Origin of the sequence: Mesorhizobium sp. M0848, from assembly GCF_040319805.1 — a bacterium.
GTDB lineage: Bacteria > Pseudomonadota > Alphaproteobacteria > Rhizobiales > Rhizobiaceae > Mesorhizobium.
In genome coordinates, this window is record NZ_JAMYOM010000011.1 from 180885 (window position 1) to 199990 (window position 19106).

Consider the following 19106-nt stretch of genomic DNA (forward strand, 5'->3'; position numbering starts at 1 on the left):
CAAAGCCGCTCATGAGCAGCCCCCGCGACGTCGTCATCACTGGTATCGGCCTTGTCTCCTCGCTGGGGGAAGGTCCGGACGCCCATTGGCAGAAGCTCGCGCAGCCGGGCCTGGAACCGGTGCTCGAAGCGGCGCGCTTTGCACCCTATACCGTCCATCCATTGCCGGAGATCGACTGGAACCTGCAGATCGCCAAACGCGGCGATCAGCGCCAGATGGAAACCTGGCAGAGGCTCGGCACCTATGCCGCAGGCCTGGCGCTGGACGACGCCGGCATCAAGGGCAATGACGAACTCTGCACGACCATGGACATGGTTGTGGCCGCAGGCGGCGGCGAACGCGACGAGGCGGTCGATGCCGCCATTCTCGCCGCTTCGGAAAGCCGCAACGACCGCGATGTGCTGCTCAACGAGAAATTGACCACCGAATTGCGGCCGACACTGTTCCTGGCCCAGCTTTCCAATCTGCTCGCCGGCAACATCTCCATCGTCCACAAGGTGACGGGCTCATCCAGAACCTTCATGGGTGAGGAAGGTGCCGGTGTCGCCGCCGTCGAGACGGCAGCCGCGCGCATCCGCTCCGGCCAGTCGACGCACATCCTGGTCGGCGGTGCCTTCCAGACCGAACATTCCGACATGCTGCTCGGCTATGAACTCGCCGGCTATTTGCATCGCGGCCCGTGGAAGCCGGTCTGGCAAAGACAGGGGGCTGAGGGCGGCGGCGTCGTGACTGGATCCGGCGGTGCCTTCCTGGTGCTGGAGCAGCGCGAACACGCGACAAGCCGCGGACGAAAGATTTATGCCGAGCTTGGGCCGGTCGTCTCCGGCCGCGCCAGGCGCCCACGGGGAGAACTCGACACCGAGATCGCCGCACTGCTCAAGCAGGCTGCAATGCCGAACGGCAAATTACTGGCCCTGTCGGGCGCGTCAGGCGCCCATATGGCAACCATCGCCGAGAAAGCAGCGCTCGACGCCAATCCGGCGATTGCCGCGCGCGGCTTCTCGACGCTGACCGGGCACATGAAGGAAGCACAGTTTCCCTTCGCCGTGGCACTGGCGGCGCTGGCCGTCGATCGCAAGGCCGCCTACCCCGTTTTTGATGCCGCAGCCGAGAAGCCGTTCGAAGGGGTTCCCGCAACCGTCCTTGCAACGGCGATCGGCTATCACCAATTCGAGGGCATGGCGCTGATCAACGCCGCCTGAGGCGGTGTTCCACGATCCATGCTGCAACGATAAACGCTCGAGGGCTCCCGCATGGCCAATCTGAACGATCATATGGGCAGGCCGATCGTCGCCGTCACCGGCATCGGCGTGGTGACCTCGCTTGGCGTCGGCAAGGCCGACAATTGGGCGGCGCTGACCTCGGGCAAGTCGGGCATCCACCCGATCACCCGTTTTCCGGTCGATCATCTCAACACCCGCATCTCCGGCATGGTCGACTTCCTGCCATCGAGCTCGAAGGGCTCCAGCCACCTCACCTATGAACTGGCGGAAACCGCCGCGCGTGAGGCCGTGGCCGAATCCGGCCTCGATTCCGGTGATTTCGGTGGTCCTCTCTTCCTCGCTTCACCGCCGGTCGAACTCGACTGGCACGACCGCTTCGCGCTCTACAATTCCGACAAACTGGACTCCGGCGGCGAACGGCTGCTGCGGGTGGCGCGCGGATTGAAGGAACTAGACATTTTCGAGACCACGCAGTTCGGCTCGATCGCCGACCGGCTTGCCGACCGTTTCGGCACACGCGGGCTGCCGATCACGCTGTCGACCGCTTGCGCTTCCGGCGCCACCGCCATCCAGCTCGGTGTCGAGGCGATCCGCCGCGGCGAATGCGACCGGGCGCTGTCGATCGGCGCCGACGGTTCGGCAACCGCCGAGGCGCTGATCCGCTTCTCGCTGCTGTCGGCGCTGTCGACCCACAACGACATTCCCGAAAAGGCGTCAAAACCCTTCTCCAAGGAGCGCGACGGCTTTGTGCTGGCCGAGGGCTCCGGCGCTCTCGTGCTGGAATCGCTGGAAGCCGCGATGGCGCGCGGCGCCACGATTCTTGGCATCCTGCGCGGCTGCGGCGAAAAGGCGGACGATTTCCACCGCACCCGCTCGAAGCCGGACGCTTCGCCGGCGATCGCGGCGGTCCGTGCTGTGCTTGCCGATGCCGGCTTGAGCGAAGACGAGATCGACTACGTGAACGCTCACGGCACTTCGACGCCCGAAAACGACAAGATGGAGCATCTGTCGCTGTCGACGGTGTTCGGCGAGCGGATCGGCTCGATGCCGGTTTCGTCGAACAAGTCGATGATTGGCCACACGCTGTCGGCCGCCGGCGCGGTCGAGGCAGCTTTTTCGCTGATGACGATGCGCGAAAGCGTCATTCCGCCGACCATCAACTATGACAATCCCGACCCCGCGATCGTGCTGGACGTGGTGCCGAACAAGAAGCGCAATGCCGAGGTTCGCACCGTTCTGTCGAACTCCTTCGGCTTCGGCGGCCAGAACACTTGCCTTGTCATGGCGCGGGAACCGGTCTAAGCGACCTTTTTCAGCCAGACCGAAACCGACAGGCCCAATGCGCGCATTGCAACTTATCGAGGACCGCCGTCTTGAAACGGTGGACCTGCCGCCACCCTCACCGCCGGCACTTGGCGAAGTCACGCTGCGCATCAAGGCGGTGGCGCTGAACCATATCGACGTCTGGGGCTGGCGCGGCATGGCCTTCGCCAAGCGCAAGCTGCCGCTGGTCGTCGGCGCCGAAGCCTCCGGCGAGGTCGAGGCGGTAGGCCCCGGCGTTTCCAGCCTGCTGCCCGGACAATTGGTATCGATCTACGGCGCGCGCACCTGCGGCCTCTGCCGAGCCTGCCGCGAAGGCCGCGACAACCTCTGTGAACATGTTTCGGGTGTGCACGGTTTCCATCTCGACGGTTTCGCGCAAGAGAAGATCAACCTGCCGGCTCGCCTGCTGGTCCCTGCCCCGCCCGGCGTGACCGACATCGGCGCGGCGGTCGCGCCCGTCACCTTCGGCACGGTCGAGCACATGCTGTTCGACAACGCCAGGCTACAGCCCGGCGAGACGATCCTTATCCATGCCGGCGGATCCGGCATCGGCTCGGCGGCCATCCAGCTGGCCAAGCGGATGGGCTGCACCATCATCACCACGGTCGGCTCCAACGACAAGATCGACAAGGCCAAGGCGCTCGGCGCCGACCATGTCATCAACTACCGCGACGACCGTTTCGAGGGCGTCGTGCGCAAGCTGACCAAGAAGAAGGGCGTCGATGTCGTCTTCGAACATGTCGGCGCCGACACTTTTGCCGCCTCGATGTTGTGCCTGAAGCGTGGCGGCCGCCTGGTGACCTGCGGTTCGACTTCCGGCGTGTCGACGCAGATCAACCTCATGCAGCTGTTCCAGCAGCAATTGAAACTGCTTGGCTCCTTTGGCTGCCGCATGGAGAACATGGCAAACGCCATGCAGAAAATGGCGGCGGGACAGGTCGCACCTGTCATCGATACCGAAGTCGACTTCGACGGTATAGATGCCGCGCTGAAGCGCATGGAAGGCCGCGACGTGTTCGGCAAGATCATCCTGCGCGTCGGCTAGAGCCTTGACCTCTGTGTTCAAGAAGTTCCGCCGGGATCTAAAATTTCGTTACGGCAGGCAACTGCGCCAGCTCAATTACTGGCTGGTGGCGCGGGCGGCGATGATGATCATCTCGGTCCTGCGCCTGCTGCCGGCCGACAGTGCGCTGAATTTCGCCGACCGCGTCGCACGCATGGTCGGCCCCCAGGTGGGACGCCATCAGGTTGCCGTCGACAATCTGCGCAAGGCCTATCCGGAAAAGAGCGAAGCCGAGATCCAGGCGATCGCCTCCGACATGTGGGGCAACATGGCCCGTCTTGCCGCGGAATACATCTTTCTCGACGCCCTCTTCGACTATGACCCTACAGCCATCAAGCCCGGCCGCATCGAGGTCAAAGGAGCGGACCACTTCGTCGAAATCGCTGGCGAACAGAAGCCGCATATCGTCTTTACCGGTCATCTCGGCAATTTCGAATTGCTGCCGGTGGCGGCGGCGACCTTCGGCATGAACATCACGGCGCTGTTTCGGCCGCCCAACAATCCTTATCTTGCCGACTACATCCTCTCGACGCGCCGCTCGACCATGGGCTCGTTGCTGCCATCGATGGCCGGTGCTTCATTCGCCTTGGCCGGGGTCCTGGAGAACGGCGGCAACATCGGCATCCTTGTCGACCAGAAATTCTCCAATGGACTGGATACGACGTTCTTCGGCCGTCCGTGCCAGAGCAATCGGGTGCTGGCCACCCTTGCCCGTCACTATGACTGCGACGTCTATCCGGCGCGCTGCATCAGGCTGCCAGGCAACCGCTTCCGGCTCGAAATCGAGGACAAGCTGACATTGCCGCGCACCGCTGACGGCAGCGTCGATGTCCACGCCACCACCCAGCGTCTCAACGATGTCGTCGAACGCTGGGTGCGAGAAGATCCCGGCCAGTGGATGTGGTTCCACAAAAGGTGGGAGATCAGCGGCGGGCGTCGAAAGCGGCCCTCGCAGGCAAAAGCGGTCCCAAACGCTTAAACAGAACTGCTGGCGAGGGTGTTAGCCCTGCGCCAGCCGACAACAGCGAACCTGAATCTCTTCAGTTCGTCACGACAATCCGCGTATTGCCGAAGCCGGCTTGCCGAACCATCGCATAGAAGGCGGCGGCGTTGGTCGGGTGCAAGCGCACACAGCCATGCGATGCCGGGCGCCCGAGCTGCCTCACCGCGCCGGTGCCGTGAATGGCATAGCCGCCGCGGAAGAACACGGAATGAGGCATCGGCGACATGTCGTATTTGCGCGAATACCACATCCGCGCCGTCCGTTGCGGCCGATAGCTGCCGCGCGGGGTAATGTAGCCTTTGCGCGCGGTGGAGACGCTCCACCGGTAAACCGACGCACCATATCTGACGGTCATCGTCTGCGACGACACGTCAATATTTGCAACGAGGCTGGCTGCCCAGCCCTGCCCCGAAGCACCGAACAGCATCGCAACAAACACGGCTGCCATGAGAACTGTCTTTTTCATGCGATCAAACCCCTTTGATTGCCCCTAACCTGTCTGCCCTCAAATTGTCTTTCATCTTTTTAATGGCAGATGAACGGGCTAACACACACACCTTGACCAATTCGCCAATCCAAAGCAGCGAATTTGAACGATTTCCCGCAATAGTTGCCGCAACGACACGCCGCCCAGGCTCGATCACCAACGGGCTTGCAAAACCGCTGAGATCGCTGCTCAACTCTGGGTATGAACGAGCGACTCCTCCGGGCAATCGATGACAGGCGCGACGATGTCGTCGCGCTGACCACTGAGCTGATCCGTTTTCCGACCATCAATCCACCCGGCGAGGCCTATCGGCCATGCGCCGAATATCTCGGCGCGCGGCTGAAGAAGAGCGGTTTCGAGACCGAATTCATCCGCGCAGAAGGCACGCCCGGCGACACCGACCGCTACCCGCGCGTCAATGTCGTTGCCCGTTTCGACGGAAGATCGTCAGGCGCCTGCGTCCACTTCAACTCACACATCGACGTGGTCGAAGCTGGCGACGGCTGGACCGTCGATCCTTTTGCCGGCATCGTCAAAGACGGCAAGGTCTACGGCCGCGGCGCCTGCGACATGAAGGGCGGTCTTGCCGCCTCGATCGTCGCAGCCGAAGCCTTCCTGGAAGTCTTCCCCGATTTTCCCGGCGCCATCGAAATATCCGGCACGGTCGACGAGGAGTCCGGTGGTTTCGGCGGCGTCGCCCATTTGGCCAGGCTCGGCTATTTCTCGAAGCCCAGGGTCGACCATGTCATCATTCCCGAGCCGCTGAACAAGGACCGCATCTGTCTCGGTCATCGCGGTGTCTGGTGGGCGGAGATCGAGACCAAGGGCGAGATCGCGCACGGCTCGATGCCGTTTCTCGGCGACAATGCCGTACGTCACATGGGCGCCGTGCTGAGGGCTTTCGAGGACGAGCTGTTCCCCGCACTCGACCGCAAGATGACGCGCATGCCGGTCGTGCCCGAAGGGGCAAAACGCTCGACCATGAACATCAATTCGATCCATGGCGGCCAGACCGAGGACTTCCGGCCCGGCCTGCCGTCGCCCAACGTGCCCGACTCCTGCCGGCTGACCATCGACCGCCGTTTCCTGCTGGAGGAAGATCTCGACACCGTCAAAGGCGAAGTGACCGGTATTCTCGACCGGCTAAAGCGCGAGCGGACAAAATTCGACTACGAAATCCGCGACCTGATGGAAGTGCTGCCGCTGATGACCGAGCGCGACGCCCCGGTGGTCAAGGCGGTTGCGCAAGGCATAATGGCGATCTTCGACCGCGAACCCGACTACGTCATTTCGCCCGGCACCTACGACCAGAAGCACATAGCCCGCATCGGCCATATCTATGATTGCATTGCCTATGGGCCGGGCATTCTCGACCTCGCCCATCGGCCGGACGAATGGGTCGGCATATCGGACATGGTAGAATCGGCCAAGGTGATGGCAATAGGGCTCAACGTGCTGCTGCGCGGCACAGCCACGGAATAAGGTGCGCACCGCGACAAGCTTCGACCTGCCGATGCGGTCGCCAGGACAAAAAGATTCCCGGCCACGCCAATGGGCAGAACGAAACGCAATTTACTCCGTGGCGAAATCACGCTTCTATCGCCCGGGTTCGAGCACGTGTCTGAACGCATGGGGAGTTGCACGATGAAACTGTGGAAAACCATTCTGGCGGCCGCGGTGCTGTCGCTGGCCGCCGGCACCTCTGCGTTTGCCGCGCGAACCGACCTGGTCATCGGCATCGCGCTCGAACCCCCGCATCTCGATCCGACCGCCGGGGCGGCCGCGGCGATCGACGAGGTTCTCTACGCCAATGTGTTCGAAGGCCTGACGCGCATCGGGCCGAATGGCGAGGTGCTGCCGGATCTGGCCGAAAGCTGGACCATTTCCGATGATGGAAAGGTCTACACCTTCAAGCTGCACACCGGCGTGAAATTCCATGACGGCACCGACTTCGACGCCAGCGACGTGAAATTCTCGCTCGATCGAGCCCGCGCCGAAAATTCCGTCAACGCACAAAAGGGCCTGTTCGCCGCCATCGACAAAGTCGACGTGGTCGACCCGGCAACCGTCAAGGTCACGCTGAAAAACCCGCAGGGCTCGTTCCTCTACAATATGGGCTGGGGCGACGCGGTAATCGTGGCGCCGGAATCTGCCGATACCAACAAGGAGAAACCGATCGGCACCGGCCCGTTCAAGTTCCAGAGCTGGGCCAAGGGATCGTCGATCACCTTGGTCAAATCGGATAACTACTGGGGTACGCCGGCGTCCCTCGACAAGGCCGAGTTCCGCATCGTGCCGGATGCAGCCGCCTATGTGCCGGCGCTGCTCTCGGGCGACATCCAGGCTTTCCCGTTCTTCGATGCCGACAGCGTCGCCCAGGTCAAGGACGACCCGCGCTTCAAGGTTGTGATCGGCGCGACCGAGGGTGAGACCATCCTGTCGATCAACAACAAGAAGCCGCCTTTCGACAAGCTGCAGGTAAGACAGGCGATCTCCTACGCGCTCGACCGCAAGGCGATCATCGACGGCGCCTCGGCCGGCCTCGGGCAGCCGATCGGCTCGCATATGTCGCCGGCCAACAAGGACTATGTCGACCTCACCGGCCGCTACCCGCATGATGTCGCCAAGGCCAAGGAACTGCTGAAGGAGGCAGGCCTCGAGAACGGCTTCAAGGCGACGCTGAAACTGCCGCCGCCCGCCTATGCGCGGCTCGGCGGCGAGATCATCGCCTCACAACTTCGCGACGTCGGCATCGATCTGGAAATCATCCCGGTCGAATGGGCACAGTGGCTGGATCAGGTGTTCACCAAGAAGGATTACGACCTGACCATCGTCTCCCACACCGAGCCCAACGACATCGATATCTATTCGCGCAAGGACTATTATTTCAACTACGACAACCCGGCCTTCGACAAGGTGATTGCCGACCTCGGTGTCACCTCCGACGAAGCCAAGCGCAAGGAATTGCTGGGGCAAGCGCAGAAGATCCTGGCCGACGACGCCGTGGTCGGCTTCCTCTACGAATTGCCGAAGGTCGGAGTCTGGGACGCCAAGCTGCAAGGGCTGTGGGAAAACGCGCCGATCCAGGCCAATGATTTGACCAAGGTGAAGTGGTCGGATTGAAGACTCAGGCTGCTTGGCGGAACTTGCGCTCCGTCACACCCCCCTCTGCCCTGCCGGGCATCTCCCCCGCAAGGGGGGAGATCGGCAGTTTGGCCGATGGTGCACCCTTTGCAACCTTCTTGGTCTGCGCACCGTCAACGATTGGCGAAAGCCTCGATGAGAGCACAATCTCCCCCCTTGCGGGGGAGATGTCCGGCAGGACAGAGGGGGGTGTGCGGGAACGCAACCTTTGCCCGGTGGACAAAATAACAGTGCCTCCGCTTCCATGACCGCCTATCTCCTAAAACGCATCGCCGTCGCCATCGCCACGCTGCTGCTGGCTTCCATGGTGGTGTTCGCCGTGCTGGAGATCCTGCCCGGCGATCCGGCACGGCTGATGCTGGGCATGAACGCAAGCGCCGACCAGATCGAACTTCTCCGCAACCAGATGGGCCTCAACGCGCCACTGGCCTTGCGCTATCTGCACTGGGCCGGCGGCCTGCTCAGCCTCGATTTCGGCCGTTCCTACACCTATTCGGTGCCGGTCATCGACCTGGTGAGCGAGCGGCTTGCCGTCTCGCTGCCGCTGGCGCTGATTGCACTTGCGCTCTCCACCATCATCGCGATTCCCGTTGGCCTGTTTTCCGCCAGCCGGCGTGGACGCGCCGGTGATACGATTTCGATGGGTGCCGCACAGCTTGGCGTCGCCGTGCCCAATTTCTGGTTCGCGCTGATGCTGATCTATGTGTTCGCCGTCTGGCTGCGGCTGGTCCCGGCCGGTGGGTTTCCCGGCTGGAGTGCCGGCGTCTGGCCAGCCCTGAAATCGCTGCTGCTGCCGGCGGTCGCACTTGCCTTGCCGCAAGCCGCGATCCTGGCGCGCGTCACCCGCTCGGCGCTGATCGAGGTGCTGAGCGAAGACTACATCCGCACCGCCCGCGCCAAGGGCCTGCCCTATCGCGCAGTCTTGTGGCGGCATGCACTGCGCAACGCCATGATCCCGGTCCTGACCATTCTGGGCCTGCAATTCGCCTTCCTGCTTGCCGGCACCATCATCATCGAGAATGTTTTCTATCTGCCCGGCCTCGGCCGGCTGGTATTCCAGGCGATCACCCAGCGCGATCTGATCGTCGTCGAAAGCGTCGTCATGCTGCTGGTCGCCGCCGTCATCGCCGTCAACCTTCTCGTCGATCTTTCCTATGCGGTTGTCGATCCGCGCCTGAGAAGCCGGCAATGACACTGCACATCGACATCCCAGAGGAGACGTTCGGCAGCATCCTGGCCAAGGCATTCAGGAACACCGCCTTCGTGGCCGGTTTCGTCATCACCCTGCTGATCCTGGCAATGGCAATCGTCTCCTATGCGTGGACGCCCTACGACGTCACCAAACTGGTGATATCGGACAAGACGCAAGCCCCCTCTCTGACGCACTGGTTCGGCACCGATCATTTCGGCCGCGACATCCTGTCGATGGTCATGGTCGGCGCCCGCAATTCGATTGCCGTGGCGCTGGTCGCGGTTGGCATCGGCATGGGGGTCGGCGTGCCGCTCGGCGCCTTTGCCGCGGCACGCGGCGGCCTCGTCGACGAGGCACTGATGCGGCTGAACGATCTCGTCTTCGCCTTCCCGGCTTTGCTGTCGGCGATCATGATCACCGCCATCTTCGGGCCGGGCGCGATCAACGCCATCATCGCCATCGGCATCTTCAACATTCCGGTCTTTGCCCGTGTCGCCCGCGCCGGCGCGCTGGCGATCTGGCCGCGCGAGTTCATTCTGGCCGCGCGCGCCGCCGGCAAGAGCAGCACGCAGATCACAATCGAACATGTGCTGCCCAACATCGCCACGCTGCTCCTGGTGCAGGGCACCATCCAGTTCGCGCTGGGCATCCTGGCCGAGGCCGGGCTTTCCTATCTGGGCCTGGGTGCCCAGCCGCCGATGCCGAGCTGGGGCCGCATGCTGTTCGACGCGCAGACCCGCATGGTGGTGGCGCCATGGATGGCGATCTTTCCGGGCATGGCGATCGTCGTCGCCGTGCTGGGACTGAACCTGCTGGGCGACGGCATTGCCGACATCCTCGATCCGAAATCGCGGCGGCAGCGATGAGCCTGCTCGACATTGAGAACCTGTCGCTGACTATCGGCGACACGCAGATCCTCAGGGGTATGGAGCTTTCCGTCGCGCCCGGTGAGGTAATGGGGCTGGTCGGCGAATCCGGTTCGGGCAAATCGATGACCGCGCTGACGGTGATGCAGCTTCTGCCCCATGCCGCGCGCGCCACCGGACGCGTCACATTCGACGGTATCGACATCCTGGCAGCAACCGAGGACCAGATGTGTGCGCTGCGCGGCGACGACATCGGCATGGTGTTTCAGGAGCCGATGACCGCGCTTAACCCGGTCAAGACCATCGGCGAACAAGTCGCCGAAGGCATCCGCTGGCACACCAAGGCCAACCGCGCCGAAGCCGAAGACCGGGCGCGAAAGATGCTCGACCGCGTCGGCTTGCCCGAGGCGAAATTCCCGATGGCGCGCTTTCCGCACGAACTGTCCGGCGGCCAGCGCCAGCGCGTCGTCATCGCCATCGCCTGCGCGCTGAAGCCGAAGCTGCTGATCGCCGACGAACCGACGACGGCGCTCGACGTGGTGCTGCAGGCGCAGATCCTCGACCTCTTGCGCGACCTCGTCGCCGAAAGCCGCATGGGCCTGCTCCTGATCTCGCATGACCTCGCCGTGGTCACCGAGATGGCCGACCGCATCACCATCCTGCGCGGCGGCGAGGTGATGGAAGCCGGCGACACGGCGCGCACGCTGTCCGAACAGCTCCATCCCTATACGCGCCAGCTGGCGCAGGCCTCGATGCATGTGCCGGCGCGCGCCAGGCCGCATGGCATCGAGGCGGGCCATCCCCTGCTTCTGGTCGAGGGCGTGACGCGCGACTATCCCGGCCGGCGCACTTCGCTGTTCAAGCGTGCGCCTGGTATCCGAGCCGTCGACGACGTGTCCCTGTCGATGGCGCCGGGTCAGTCAGTGGCGCTGGTCGGCCGCTCCGGTTGCGGCAAGTCAACGCTCGCCCGCATGATCCTGGCGCTGGACCAGCCAAGCTCGGGCACGATCCGGTTCCGAGGCGAGACCGTCACCGGCAAGAGCGAAGCCGAGCTGAAGCCGGCCCGCCGTGACATGCAGGTCGTCTTCCAGGATCCCTACGGCTCCTTCGACCCGCGCCAGAAGGTCGAAAAACTGGTCGCCGAACCCCTGCATGTGCTGGAGAAAAAGCCGACGCGCGCCGAACGCCGCGAGATGGTGGCGCATGCGCTGCACGAAGTCGGTCTCGGCATCAGCGACATGGACAAATACCCGCACGAATTTTCCGGCGGCCAGCGCCAGCGCCTGTCGATCGCCCGCGCCATCATCACCCGCCCCAAGCTGGTCGTCGCCGACGAGCCGGTCTCGGCGCTCGACGTCTCGATCCGCGCCCAGATCCTCGATTTGTTCGCCGAGCTCAACCAGAAGCTCGGCATCGCCTACCTCTTCATCACCCACGACCTGACCGTCGCCCGCGCCATCACGGACGAGGTGCTGGTCATGCATGACGGCAAGATCGTCGAGCGCGGCAAGACGAGCGAGGTGCTCGACGACCCGCAATCCGAGGCTGCCAAGGCGCTTGTCACCGCCGCCCCTGACTTGCACCGGGCAATCGCGAAGCGGCTGCGAGAGCAAGGCTGATCAGGAGAGAAGGCGGCCCAATCACTCCTGCGGCTTCACCACATCGACCGGGCTGATATCGAGCAGGTCGAGCGTGCGGCGCAGCAGGCGTATCTCGCTCTCGGCCAGTTGCGAATCCGCCTTGGCGATCTCCGCCATATGTTTGGCCAATTGCCGGCGCCGCTCGACATCGAGGTCGCGGAACAGTGCGATCGCCTGCGAACCATTGGTCTCGTAGCCGAACTCGTTGAGATATTCGATGACGCTGTCGATACTGCTTTCCGCAATGCCGAAGGCGTCCTTGCAGATGCGCCGGAAGGCAACCATCTCGCTCTCGCTGACAGACCCGTCGGCCAGGATCATGCGAAACAACATCAGCAGTTCCGCCGACAGGACCGGATCGTCCGCCACCTTGCGCACACCCGGGTCGCCGTCGAATATTTGACGTATCTGGTCCAGCAATGCGAATGCCATCAGGAGCCTCTTTCCGGGTTAACCACACAAATACAAATCCAAGCGCGATGCGCTTGGATAGAGGTAGCGCGGAATGGACCTTGCGCAAACAGGGCGGCCGTGGTCGAACGCCCGATATTTCAGCCGGCCGGACACCCCCATACATCAGATGATCGACCTTAGCATCCAGACCGTCGCCCTGCTCGCCTTCGCCGCCTTTGCCGCGGGCTTTGTTGATTCGATCGCCGGCGGTGGCGGGCTGATCACGGTGCCGGTGCTGCTGCTTGCCGGCTTCACGCCGGTCCAGGCGCTCGCCACCAACAAACTCCAGGGCATGTTCGGTTCGGGCTCGGCGACCATCCACTACGCATCGAAGGGTCATGTCGACCTCCGCCGGCAATTGCCGTCGGCGCTTCTGGCCCTTGTCGGAAGCGCCATCGGCGCCTTGCTGGCAACGATCGTGCCGGGTGACATTCTGCGGGCTGCCCTGCCTATTGTGCTGATCGCCATCGCGCTCTACTTCGCGTTTAAGCCCAACATGAACGACATCGACCGCGCCGAGCGGCTGTCGCCCTTCCTGTTCGGACTGATCCTTGTGCCCGCCATCGGCTTCTACGATGGCCTGTTTGGACCGGGCGCAGGCTCCTTCTACATGCTGGCGTTCGTGGCGCTTGCCGGCTATGGCGTGCTCAAGGCGACGGCGCATACCAAGCTGCTCAACTTCGCCTCCAACATCGGCGGCTTCATCGTCTTCGCGGCCTTCGGCGTCGTCTACTGGAAGATCGGCCTGATGATGGGCGTTGCCCAGTTCCTCGGCGCCCGCGTCGGCGCCAGCCTGGCCATACGCATCGGCGCAAAACTGATCAAGCCGCTGCTGGTAATCGTGTGCCTGGCGCTGGCGGTGAAGCTGCTGGCCGACCCTGCGAACCCGCTGCGCGCCTTGATTGGTGTGTGATCACGCGCCCTGATAGAATGCCGCTGTTCGAATCATGTTGGAGAGGCAGACATGAATCTTAGCGCACCTACCCAGATCGTTTTTATCATCTCCGTTGTTATCGCCATCATCGGCGTTCTCGCCGCGCTTGGCGTTCTTGCGTTCATTCCACTCGCATCGGTGTGGATCGTGCTTATTGCTTTCATCGTGCTTGCCGGCGGCTGCTTGATGCGCGGCGCCTGACACGTTCTCTTGAAGTGGGGACGAGGAGCGCCCGGCAAAAAGCCGGGCGCTTTTGATTCCGGCCAAGGGTCTGCTAGATTTCTTTCTACGGAAGGATGGCCGATGCCAGTCGAGATGCAACCCCGGCAAGAGCAGGACCGATCTGTCGCCGGGCGGTTCGAGATGCGCCGGCGCCTGCCCGATCCTCGACTTCAGGGCATGGTGTCGGACATTTGCGGCTATCGCGAAACAGCGCCCGGCCATCTGCGCAACGTCGAATACGCGTCGCTCACCGTACCGCTGGTCATCAGCTTCGCCGAACCCTTCGCCATCGGCCTCGGCAAGGCGCCCGGCGACAATGACCGCTTCGCCAGTTTCGCCGCCGGCCTCTTTGCCGGACCGGTGGTGATCGAATCCTTCGGCGGTGCCTGCTGCGTCCAGGTCAACTTCACGCCGCTTGGCGCACGCCGTTTCTTCCGCCTGCCGATGAGCGAGCTGGCTGACAGCATGGTCGTCCTCGACGACGTGCTTGGCGCGCAAGGCTTGGCGCTGCGTGAAAAGCTTGGCAACACGCCGGACTGGACGACGCGTTTCGATATGGCCGAAGCCTTCGTCACCGCCCGTCTCGAGAATGCCGCAGAGACGCCGCTCGAAATAGCCTGGGCCTATGACCGCATCATCACATCCGGCGGCCGGACCCGCATTGGATCGATCGCCGAAAGGCTGGGCTGGAGCCGCAAACATCTCGCCGGCAGTTTTTCCAACGCCATCGGCATCGGCCCCAAGACGCTGTCGCGCATCGTCCGCTTCAACCGGGCGCTCGGCCTGTCGAGACAGCCGGCAGCCGACTGGGCTGGCATAGCCGCCGATTGCGGCTATGCCGACCAGGCGCATCTGGTGCGCGAGTTTCGCGACCTCGCCGGCGAGACGCCAACCGCGCTTTCAATCAGGTAACATTTCTTCAAGACCTTGGGACGGCCTTCGACGACAGTGGGCATCGACCAACCCAACTGAAGGAGTTCCCATGCCCACCACCGCTGAAGCGCCGCGGCTTTACCCCGCTTTGCGCTACAAGAACGCTGCAAAAATGATCGACTGGCTGGGCGAAGCCTTCGGCTTCAGCGTTCGTGCCCGCTATGGCGAAGGCGATGTCGTACACCATGCCGAATTGGTCTTCGGCTCCTCGATGATCATGCTGGGCACGGTGCGCGACGACGACTACGGCAAGATGGTCGGCGAGCCCGGCTCAGGCGGCGGCAAGTCGATCTACATTGCAGTCGATGATGCCGATGCCGCCTATGCCAAGGCCAAGAAGGCCGGCGCCACCATCATCCAGGAATTGACCAACCGCGACTATGGCAGCCGCGAATTCATCTGCCGCGACCCGGAAGGCAATGTCTGGTCCTTCGGCACCTACTGGCCGAAGGCAAGCGAAAGGGCCTGAACGACCATCGCCAGCGCTTGAAGTTGGCGAAAGCGTCCAAACTTCGTCATACCAGGGCGAAGCAGGAGCGAAGCTCCGTCGCGGAGACCCTGGTATCCATGCCGTGACCTCGACCAAAGAGTGCAACGGAGCAGAATTCTGCACCGAAGCAACGCTTCGAAGTCGCGGCATTGGATCCTCGGGTCTGCGGCGCGTCGCTACGCTCCTTGCTCCGCCCGTGGATGACGACGTGATGGGCGTTTATCGCTAGTTGCCAAGGTGGTTCGCCAAACGGGCTCTATCGAGCCAACCCAAAAATCGCGTCACAGTCGAGATTAGTCTCCAGCTCGGCCGCGATCTCGTCCAGCGCTTTCTCGACCTCGGCGCGATAATCGACGCCGCCGCCGCTGACGCCAAGGCTCGCAAGGTAGGCAGCGCGAAAGCCATCGGCGCCAAACAGGCCATGCATATAAGTACCCAACACCTTGCCGTCGGCCGACACCGCCCCATCCTCGATGCCATTGATGATTGCCGACGGCCGCAGCGTATCCGGTCCGGTGGTGCGGCCGAGATGGATTTCGTAGCCTTCGAGCGGCAGGTCGAATTGCACCGAACGGGCGCTGATATTGCGCACCGTCTTTTCCGGTTCCATCACCGTTTCGACGTCGAGCAGGCCTAGCCCTTCGGCTTCGGTGACGCTGCCCTCGACGCCGTCGGGATCGCGGACAGCACGGCCGAGCATCTGGAAACCACCGCAAATGCCGACGACATGGCCGCCGCGCTTGCGATGGGCCAGCAAGTCGCGATCCCAGCCGTTCTCGCGGAATTTCAGGAGATCGCCGATGGTCGACTTGGAGCCCGGAATGACCACCAGTCCGGCATCGGCCGGCAGCGGCCTTCCCGGCGGCACGAACACCACCTCGACCTGCGGTTCGGCCTTGAGCGGGTCGAGATCGTCGAAATTGGCGATGCGGCCAAGCATCGGCACCGCCACCTTCAGCGCGCGCGCTTCGCCGGATGCCAGCCGTTCCAGCACCACCGAATCTTCCGAAGGCAGGCGTGCCGCCGCCTTCAGCCACGGCACGACACCGAAACAGCGCCATCCCGTGAATGTCTCGATCGACTTCAGACCGTCGTCGAACAGCGAAACGTCGCCGCGAAACTTGTTGATGAGGTAGCCGACGATCATGCGCCGGTCCTCTTCCGGCAGGATCAGATGCGTGCCGACGACCGAAGCGATGACGCCGCCGCGATCGATGTCGCCGACCAGCACCACGGGCACGTCGGCGCGCGTGGCAAAGCCCATATTGGCGATGTCGCGGCTGCGCAGGTTGATCTCGGCCGGCGAACCGGCGCCCTCTACGATGACCAGATCGGCGCCCTCGCCGACCTTGCCCCAGGAGTCCAGCACGGCATCCATCAGCCGGCCCTTCATCGCCTGGTAGTCGCGCGCCCGCGCTTCGCCGAACATTTTGCCCTGCACGATGACCTGCGCGCCGACATCGGTCTGCGGCTTGAGCAGCACCGGGTTCATGTGAACCGATGGCGCAACACCGCAAGCGATCGCCTGCAGCCATTGCGCGCGGCCGATCTCGCCGCCGCCATGATTGTTGTCGCCCGGAATGTCGGCGACGGCGGCGTTGTTCGACATGTTCTGCGGCTTGAATGGCCGCACCTTCAGCCCACGCTTTTTTGCCGCCCGGCAGAGGCCGGCGACCAGCACCGTCTTGCCGACATCCGAACCCGTGCCTTGCAGCATGATCGCTTTGGCCATCAGCCCCTGCCCTGCGCCACGGTTCCGGTAATATCGGATTTCTGCGCCAGCGGCCCGCCGCGCCAGATGTAGAGCGCCAGCAATGGGTCCTTGCCGGTGCGCATGGCGTGATTGACGTTGGACGCGTGGTGGACGACCTCGCCGGCCGTGCGCATGCAAAAGCCGCTCTCGCCCGTGCGCCATTCGGTACCGCCGGTCAGCGGAATGTAGATTTCCTCGGCAATGTGATGGTGGTCGGGATAGACGATATCAGGCCCAAGGATCAGCACGCCGGCGGCGACCGCGTCATTGGCGAAGTGGCCTCGGTTGCCGAACACTTCCAGCCAGCCGTAATTGTCGATGAACTCTTTTCCGAAATCCGCCTCGCTGTAGGTCTGCCCCCAGCGGAAATCATTCCGACGCTCGGCAAGCAGTTGCACCAGCGGCTTGGCATCCGACGGCGCCAGTTCGGCGGCGCGATCAAGATGGCGCAGGCAGGCAAGCGGATGTGGCTCCAGCGTGCGGGCCGGCATGCCCCAGCCAATGCGCGCCACGGCTTCGCGCACCAAGGCGTGATCCACGGACGCAAGGTATGCGTGGAACCGGCCCAGCAGTTCATCGAATTTTGTCGTCACATTGTGCTCCGGACATGCATTGATGCACAGCCGCTCCCCAAAGGGCCGGTTGATAGGCTCGGGTTGCGCGGCGGCATCATTGGTCTAGATTGGTGCGCGCGCAAAGCCAAAAACGACAGGCCAACAGGTCGAAGATTAGGGAGCACGCCATGGACGCCGCGGTCGATGCGAGCACCAGCCAGTTCGAACTTAACGAGGAGCAGGGCGCCATCCAGGAGATGGCGCAGGCCTTCGCCGCAGACCGTGTCGCGCCGAATGCGTTAGACTGGGACCGCAACAAGCATTTCCCGGCCGACGTGATCCGCGAGACCGGGCCGCTCGGCCTTGGCGGCATCTATATCAGCGATGACGTCGGTGGTTCCGCGCTCGGCCGGCTCGATGCCGTACTGATCTTCGAGGCGCTTGCGCACGCCGATCCGGCCTTCTCGTCCTTCATCTCGATCCACAACATGGTGGCCTCGATGATCGACCGTTTCGGCAATGACGAGCAGCGCCAGCGCTTCCTGCCCAAGCTCACGTCGATGGAATGGCTGGCGAGCTACTGCCTGACCGAGCCCGGCTCCGGCTCCGATGCCGCGGCGCTCAAGACCCGTGCGGTCAGGAGCGGCGACGACTATGTCCTCAACGGCACCAAGCAGTTCATCTCCGGCGCTGGCGACAGCGATGTCTACGCCGTCATGGTGCGCACCGGTGCCGAGGGGCCGAAAGGCATTTCCACCATCATCGTGCCGAAAGACGCGCCAGGCCTCTCCTTCGGCGCCAACGAGCACAAGATGGGCTGGCACATGCAGTCGACCCGCCAGGTGATTTTCGAGGATTGCAAGGTGCCGGCGGAAAACCTTTTGTCCGGCGAAGGCGCGGGCTTCGGCATCGCCATGGCCGGGCTCGACGGCGGCCGGCTGAACATATCAGCCTGTTCGCTGGGCGGCGCGCAGTCGGCGCTCGACAAGGCGCTTTCCTACACCGCCGAGCGCAAGGCCTTCGGCTCGAAGATCAACCAGTTCCAGGCGCTGCAGTTCAGACTGGCCGACATGGAGACCGAGCTGCAGGCGGCGCGTATTTTCCTTTATGCCGCCGCCTCGAAGCTCGACAGCAAGGCGCCGGATGCCGGCAAATGGTCGGCGATGGCCAAGCGCTTCGTCACCGATACCGGCTTCAACGTCGCCAACGACGCACTGCAGCTGCTCGGCGGCTATGGCTACCTGCATGACTACGGCATCGAGAAGCTGGTGCGGGACCTGCGGGTACACCAGATCCTGGAAGGCACGAACGAGATCATGCGCGTCATCATCGCGCGGGCGCTGATTGGTAGGCAGTAGGCAGTAGGCAGTAGGCAGTAGGCAGTGAGATGACCGGCAAGATCAGTTCGTACAAGGATCTTATCGTGTGGCAGCAGGCGATGGATCTGGCTGTCGCCACCTATTCTTTGACCAAGGCATGGCCCAAGGAAGAATTGTACGGGTTGACCAGCCAAATCCGCCGTTCAGCGACCTCTATCCCTGCAAACATCGCCGAAGGTTATGGTCGAGACAACAGAGGCTCTTATCAGCAATTTCTCCGGATCGCCCAAGGCTCGCTGAAGGAGTTCGAGACACACCTCCAGATCGCCGAACGCATTGGCCTTGCCACGCATGATCAAGCTGATCACTTGCTGATATCGACCGAGGGCATCGGCAAAATGCTTCGCCAACTCATTGTCAGACTTACACCTGAATAGACATGCCTACTGCCTACTGCCTACTGCCTACTGCCTACTGCCTACTGCCTACTGCCTACTGCCTACTGCC

Annotated in this window: 19 protein-coding genes; 15 read left to right on the top strand and 4 right to left on the bottom strand. The window is 63.1% G+C overall.

Going from position 1 to position 19106, the window contains the following annotated elements; genetic code table 11:
• The first annotated feature begins 11 nt into the window (after positions 1 to 11).
• The 4 genes from NKH95_RS15205 to NKH95_RS15220 are packed head-to-tail and all read left to right on the top strand — an operon-like array spanning position 12 to position 4588.
• A complete protein-coding gene (locus NKH95_RS15205) occupies positions 12 to 1202 on the top strand; it encodes a beta-ketoacyl-ACP synthase (protein ID WP_128303982.1) in 1191 nt (396 codons plus the stop codon).
• A 51-nt stretch (positions 1203 to 1253) separates the two neighbouring features.
• Complete coding sequence (locus NKH95_RS15210; RefSeq protein WP_127291675.1) at positions 1254 to 2525, top strand: beta-ketoacyl-ACP synthase; 1272 nt, start codon at positions 1254 to 1256, stop codon at positions 2523 to 2525.
• Between the two features lie 37 nt (positions 2526 to 2562).
• On the top strand, positions 2563 to 3591 hold the full coding sequence (locus NKH95_RS15215; protein WP_127291678.1) for a zinc-binding dehydrogenase: 1029 nt from the start codon (positions 2563 to 2565) through the stop codon (positions 3589 to 3591).
• A gap of 13 nt (positions 3592 to 3604) precedes the next feature.
• On the top strand, positions 3605 to 4588 hold the full coding sequence (locus NKH95_RS15220) for a lipid A biosynthesis lauroyl acyltransferase (RefSeq protein ID WP_352891926.1): 984 nt from the start codon (positions 3605 to 3607) through the stop codon (positions 4586 to 4588).
• 61 nt (positions 4589 to 4649) lie between these two features.
• On the opposite strand, the gene NKH95_RS15225 is transcribed toward NKH95_RS15220, so the two are convergent.
• Entirely contained in the window at positions 4650 to 5078 is a 429-nt protein-coding gene (locus tag NKH95_RS15225) for a L,D-transpeptidase (protein ID WP_023812266.1), read from the bottom strand.
• Between the two features lie 222 nt (positions 5079 to 5300).
• On the opposite strand from NKH95_RS15225, the gene NKH95_RS15230 reads away from it, so the two are divergent.
• The 5 genes from NKH95_RS15230 to NKH95_RS15250 all read left to right on the top strand — a co-directional run bounded on the left by NKH95_RS15230 (position 5301) and on the right by NKH95_RS15250 (position 11920).
• On the top strand, positions 5301 to 6581 hold the full coding sequence (locus NKH95_RS15230) for an acetylornithine deacetylase/succinyl-diaminopimelate desuccinylase family protein (RefSeq protein ID WP_023812267.1): 1281 nt from the start codon (positions 5301 to 5303) through the stop codon (positions 6579 to 6581).
• A gap of 162 nt (positions 6582 to 6743) precedes the next feature.
• Positions 6744 to 8222, top strand: a complete 1479-nt coding sequence (locus NKH95_RS15235) for an ABC transporter substrate-binding protein (RefSeq protein ID WP_023812268.1) — start codon at positions 6744 to 6746, stop codon at positions 8220 to 8222.
• Positions 8223 to 8487: 265 nt separating this feature from the next.
• A complete protein-coding gene (locus NKH95_RS15240; protein ID WP_023812269.1) occupies positions 8488 to 9435 on the top strand; it encodes an ABC transporter permease in 948 nt (315 codons plus the stop codon).
• The gene (locus NKH95_RS15245) at positions 9432 to 10301 is read left to right on the top strand and encodes an ABC transporter permease (RefSeq protein WP_023812270.1); all 870 of its coding nucleotides are present in this window, start codon (positions 9432 to 9434) and stop codon (positions 10299 to 10301) included. The genes NKH95_RS15240 and NKH95_RS15245 overlap by 4 nt, the downstream gene beginning before the upstream one ends.
• Positions 10298 to 11920: an ABC transporter ATP-binding protein gene (locus NKH95_RS15250; RefSeq protein WP_352891911.1), complete on the top strand. Its 1623-nt coding sequence runs from the start codon at positions 10298 to 10300 to the stop codon at positions 11918 to 11920. The genes NKH95_RS15245 and NKH95_RS15250 overlap by 4 nt, the downstream gene beginning before the upstream one ends.
• A gap of 21 nt (positions 11921 to 11941) precedes the next feature.
• On the opposite strand, the gene NKH95_RS15255 is transcribed toward NKH95_RS15250, so the two are convergent.
• Positions 11942 to 12373 (bottom strand): TerB family tellurite resistance protein, encoded by a 432-nt coding sequence (locus tag NKH95_RS15255; RefSeq protein WP_352609576.1) that lies wholly within the window; start codon positions 12371 to 12373, stop codon positions 11942 to 11944.
• A 148-nt stretch (positions 12374 to 12521) separates the two neighbouring features.
• Here NKH95_RS15255 and NKH95_RS15260 point away from each other — a divergent pair, with 148 nt between their 5' ends.
• From NKH95_RS15260 to NKH95_RS15275, 4 genes are all read left to right on the top strand, one after another.
• Positions 12522 to 13307: a TSUP family transporter gene (locus NKH95_RS15260; protein ID WP_352891913.1), complete on the top strand. Its 786-nt coding sequence runs from the start codon at positions 12522 to 12524 to the stop codon at positions 13305 to 13307.
• A gap of 51 nt (positions 13308 to 13358) precedes the next feature.
• Positions 13359 to 13529, top strand: a complete 171-nt coding sequence (locus tag NKH95_RS15265) for a hypothetical protein (RefSeq protein ID WP_023812274.1) — start codon at positions 13359 to 13361, stop codon at positions 13527 to 13529.
• Between the two features lie 102 nt (positions 13530 to 13631).
• Positions 13632 to 14462 carry a helix-turn-helix domain-containing protein gene (locus NKH95_RS15270; RefSeq protein WP_352891915.1) on the top strand — a complete coding sequence of 277 codons (831 nt, stop codon included), beginning with the start codon at positions 13632 to 13634 and terminating at the stop codon, positions 14460 to 14462.
• A 70-nt stretch (positions 14463 to 14532) separates the two neighbouring features.
• Positions 14533 to 14952, top strand: coding sequence for a VOC family protein (locus NKH95_RS15275; protein ID WP_352891917.1), 420 nt, complete (start codon positions 14533 to 14535; stop codon positions 14950 to 14952).
• Between the two features lie 277 nt (positions 14953 to 15229).
• Here NKH95_RS15275 and NKH95_RS15280 read toward each other — a convergent pair whose 3' ends face one another.
• Positions 15230 to 16705 (bottom strand): cobyric acid synthase, encoded by a 1476-nt coding sequence (locus tag NKH95_RS15280; protein ID WP_023812277.1) that lies wholly within the window; start codon positions 16703 to 16705, stop codon positions 15230 to 15232.
• Positions 16705 to 17319 (bottom strand): dimethylsulfonioproprionate lyase family protein, encoded by a 615-nt coding sequence (locus NKH95_RS15285; RefSeq protein WP_352891918.1) that lies wholly within the window; start codon positions 17317 to 17319, stop codon positions 16705 to 16707. Before NKH95_RS15285 ends, NKH95_RS15280 begins: the two co-directional genes overlap by 1 nt.
• A gap of 149 nt (positions 17320 to 17468) precedes the next feature.
• On the opposite strand from NKH95_RS15285, the gene NKH95_RS15290 reads away from it, so the two are divergent.
• Entirely contained in the window at positions 17469 to 18638 is a 1170-nt protein-coding gene (locus NKH95_RS15290; RefSeq protein ID WP_023812279.1) for an isobutyryl-CoA dehydrogenase, read from the top strand.
• Positions 18639 to 18667: 29 nt separating this feature from the next.
• Positions 18668 to 19036 carry a four helix bundle protein gene (locus tag NKH95_RS15295; RefSeq protein ID WP_023812280.1) on the top strand — a complete coding sequence of 123 codons (369 nt, stop codon included), beginning with the start codon at positions 18668 to 18670 and terminating at the stop codon, positions 19034 to 19036.
• Positions 19037 to 19106: the final 70 nt, after the last annotated feature.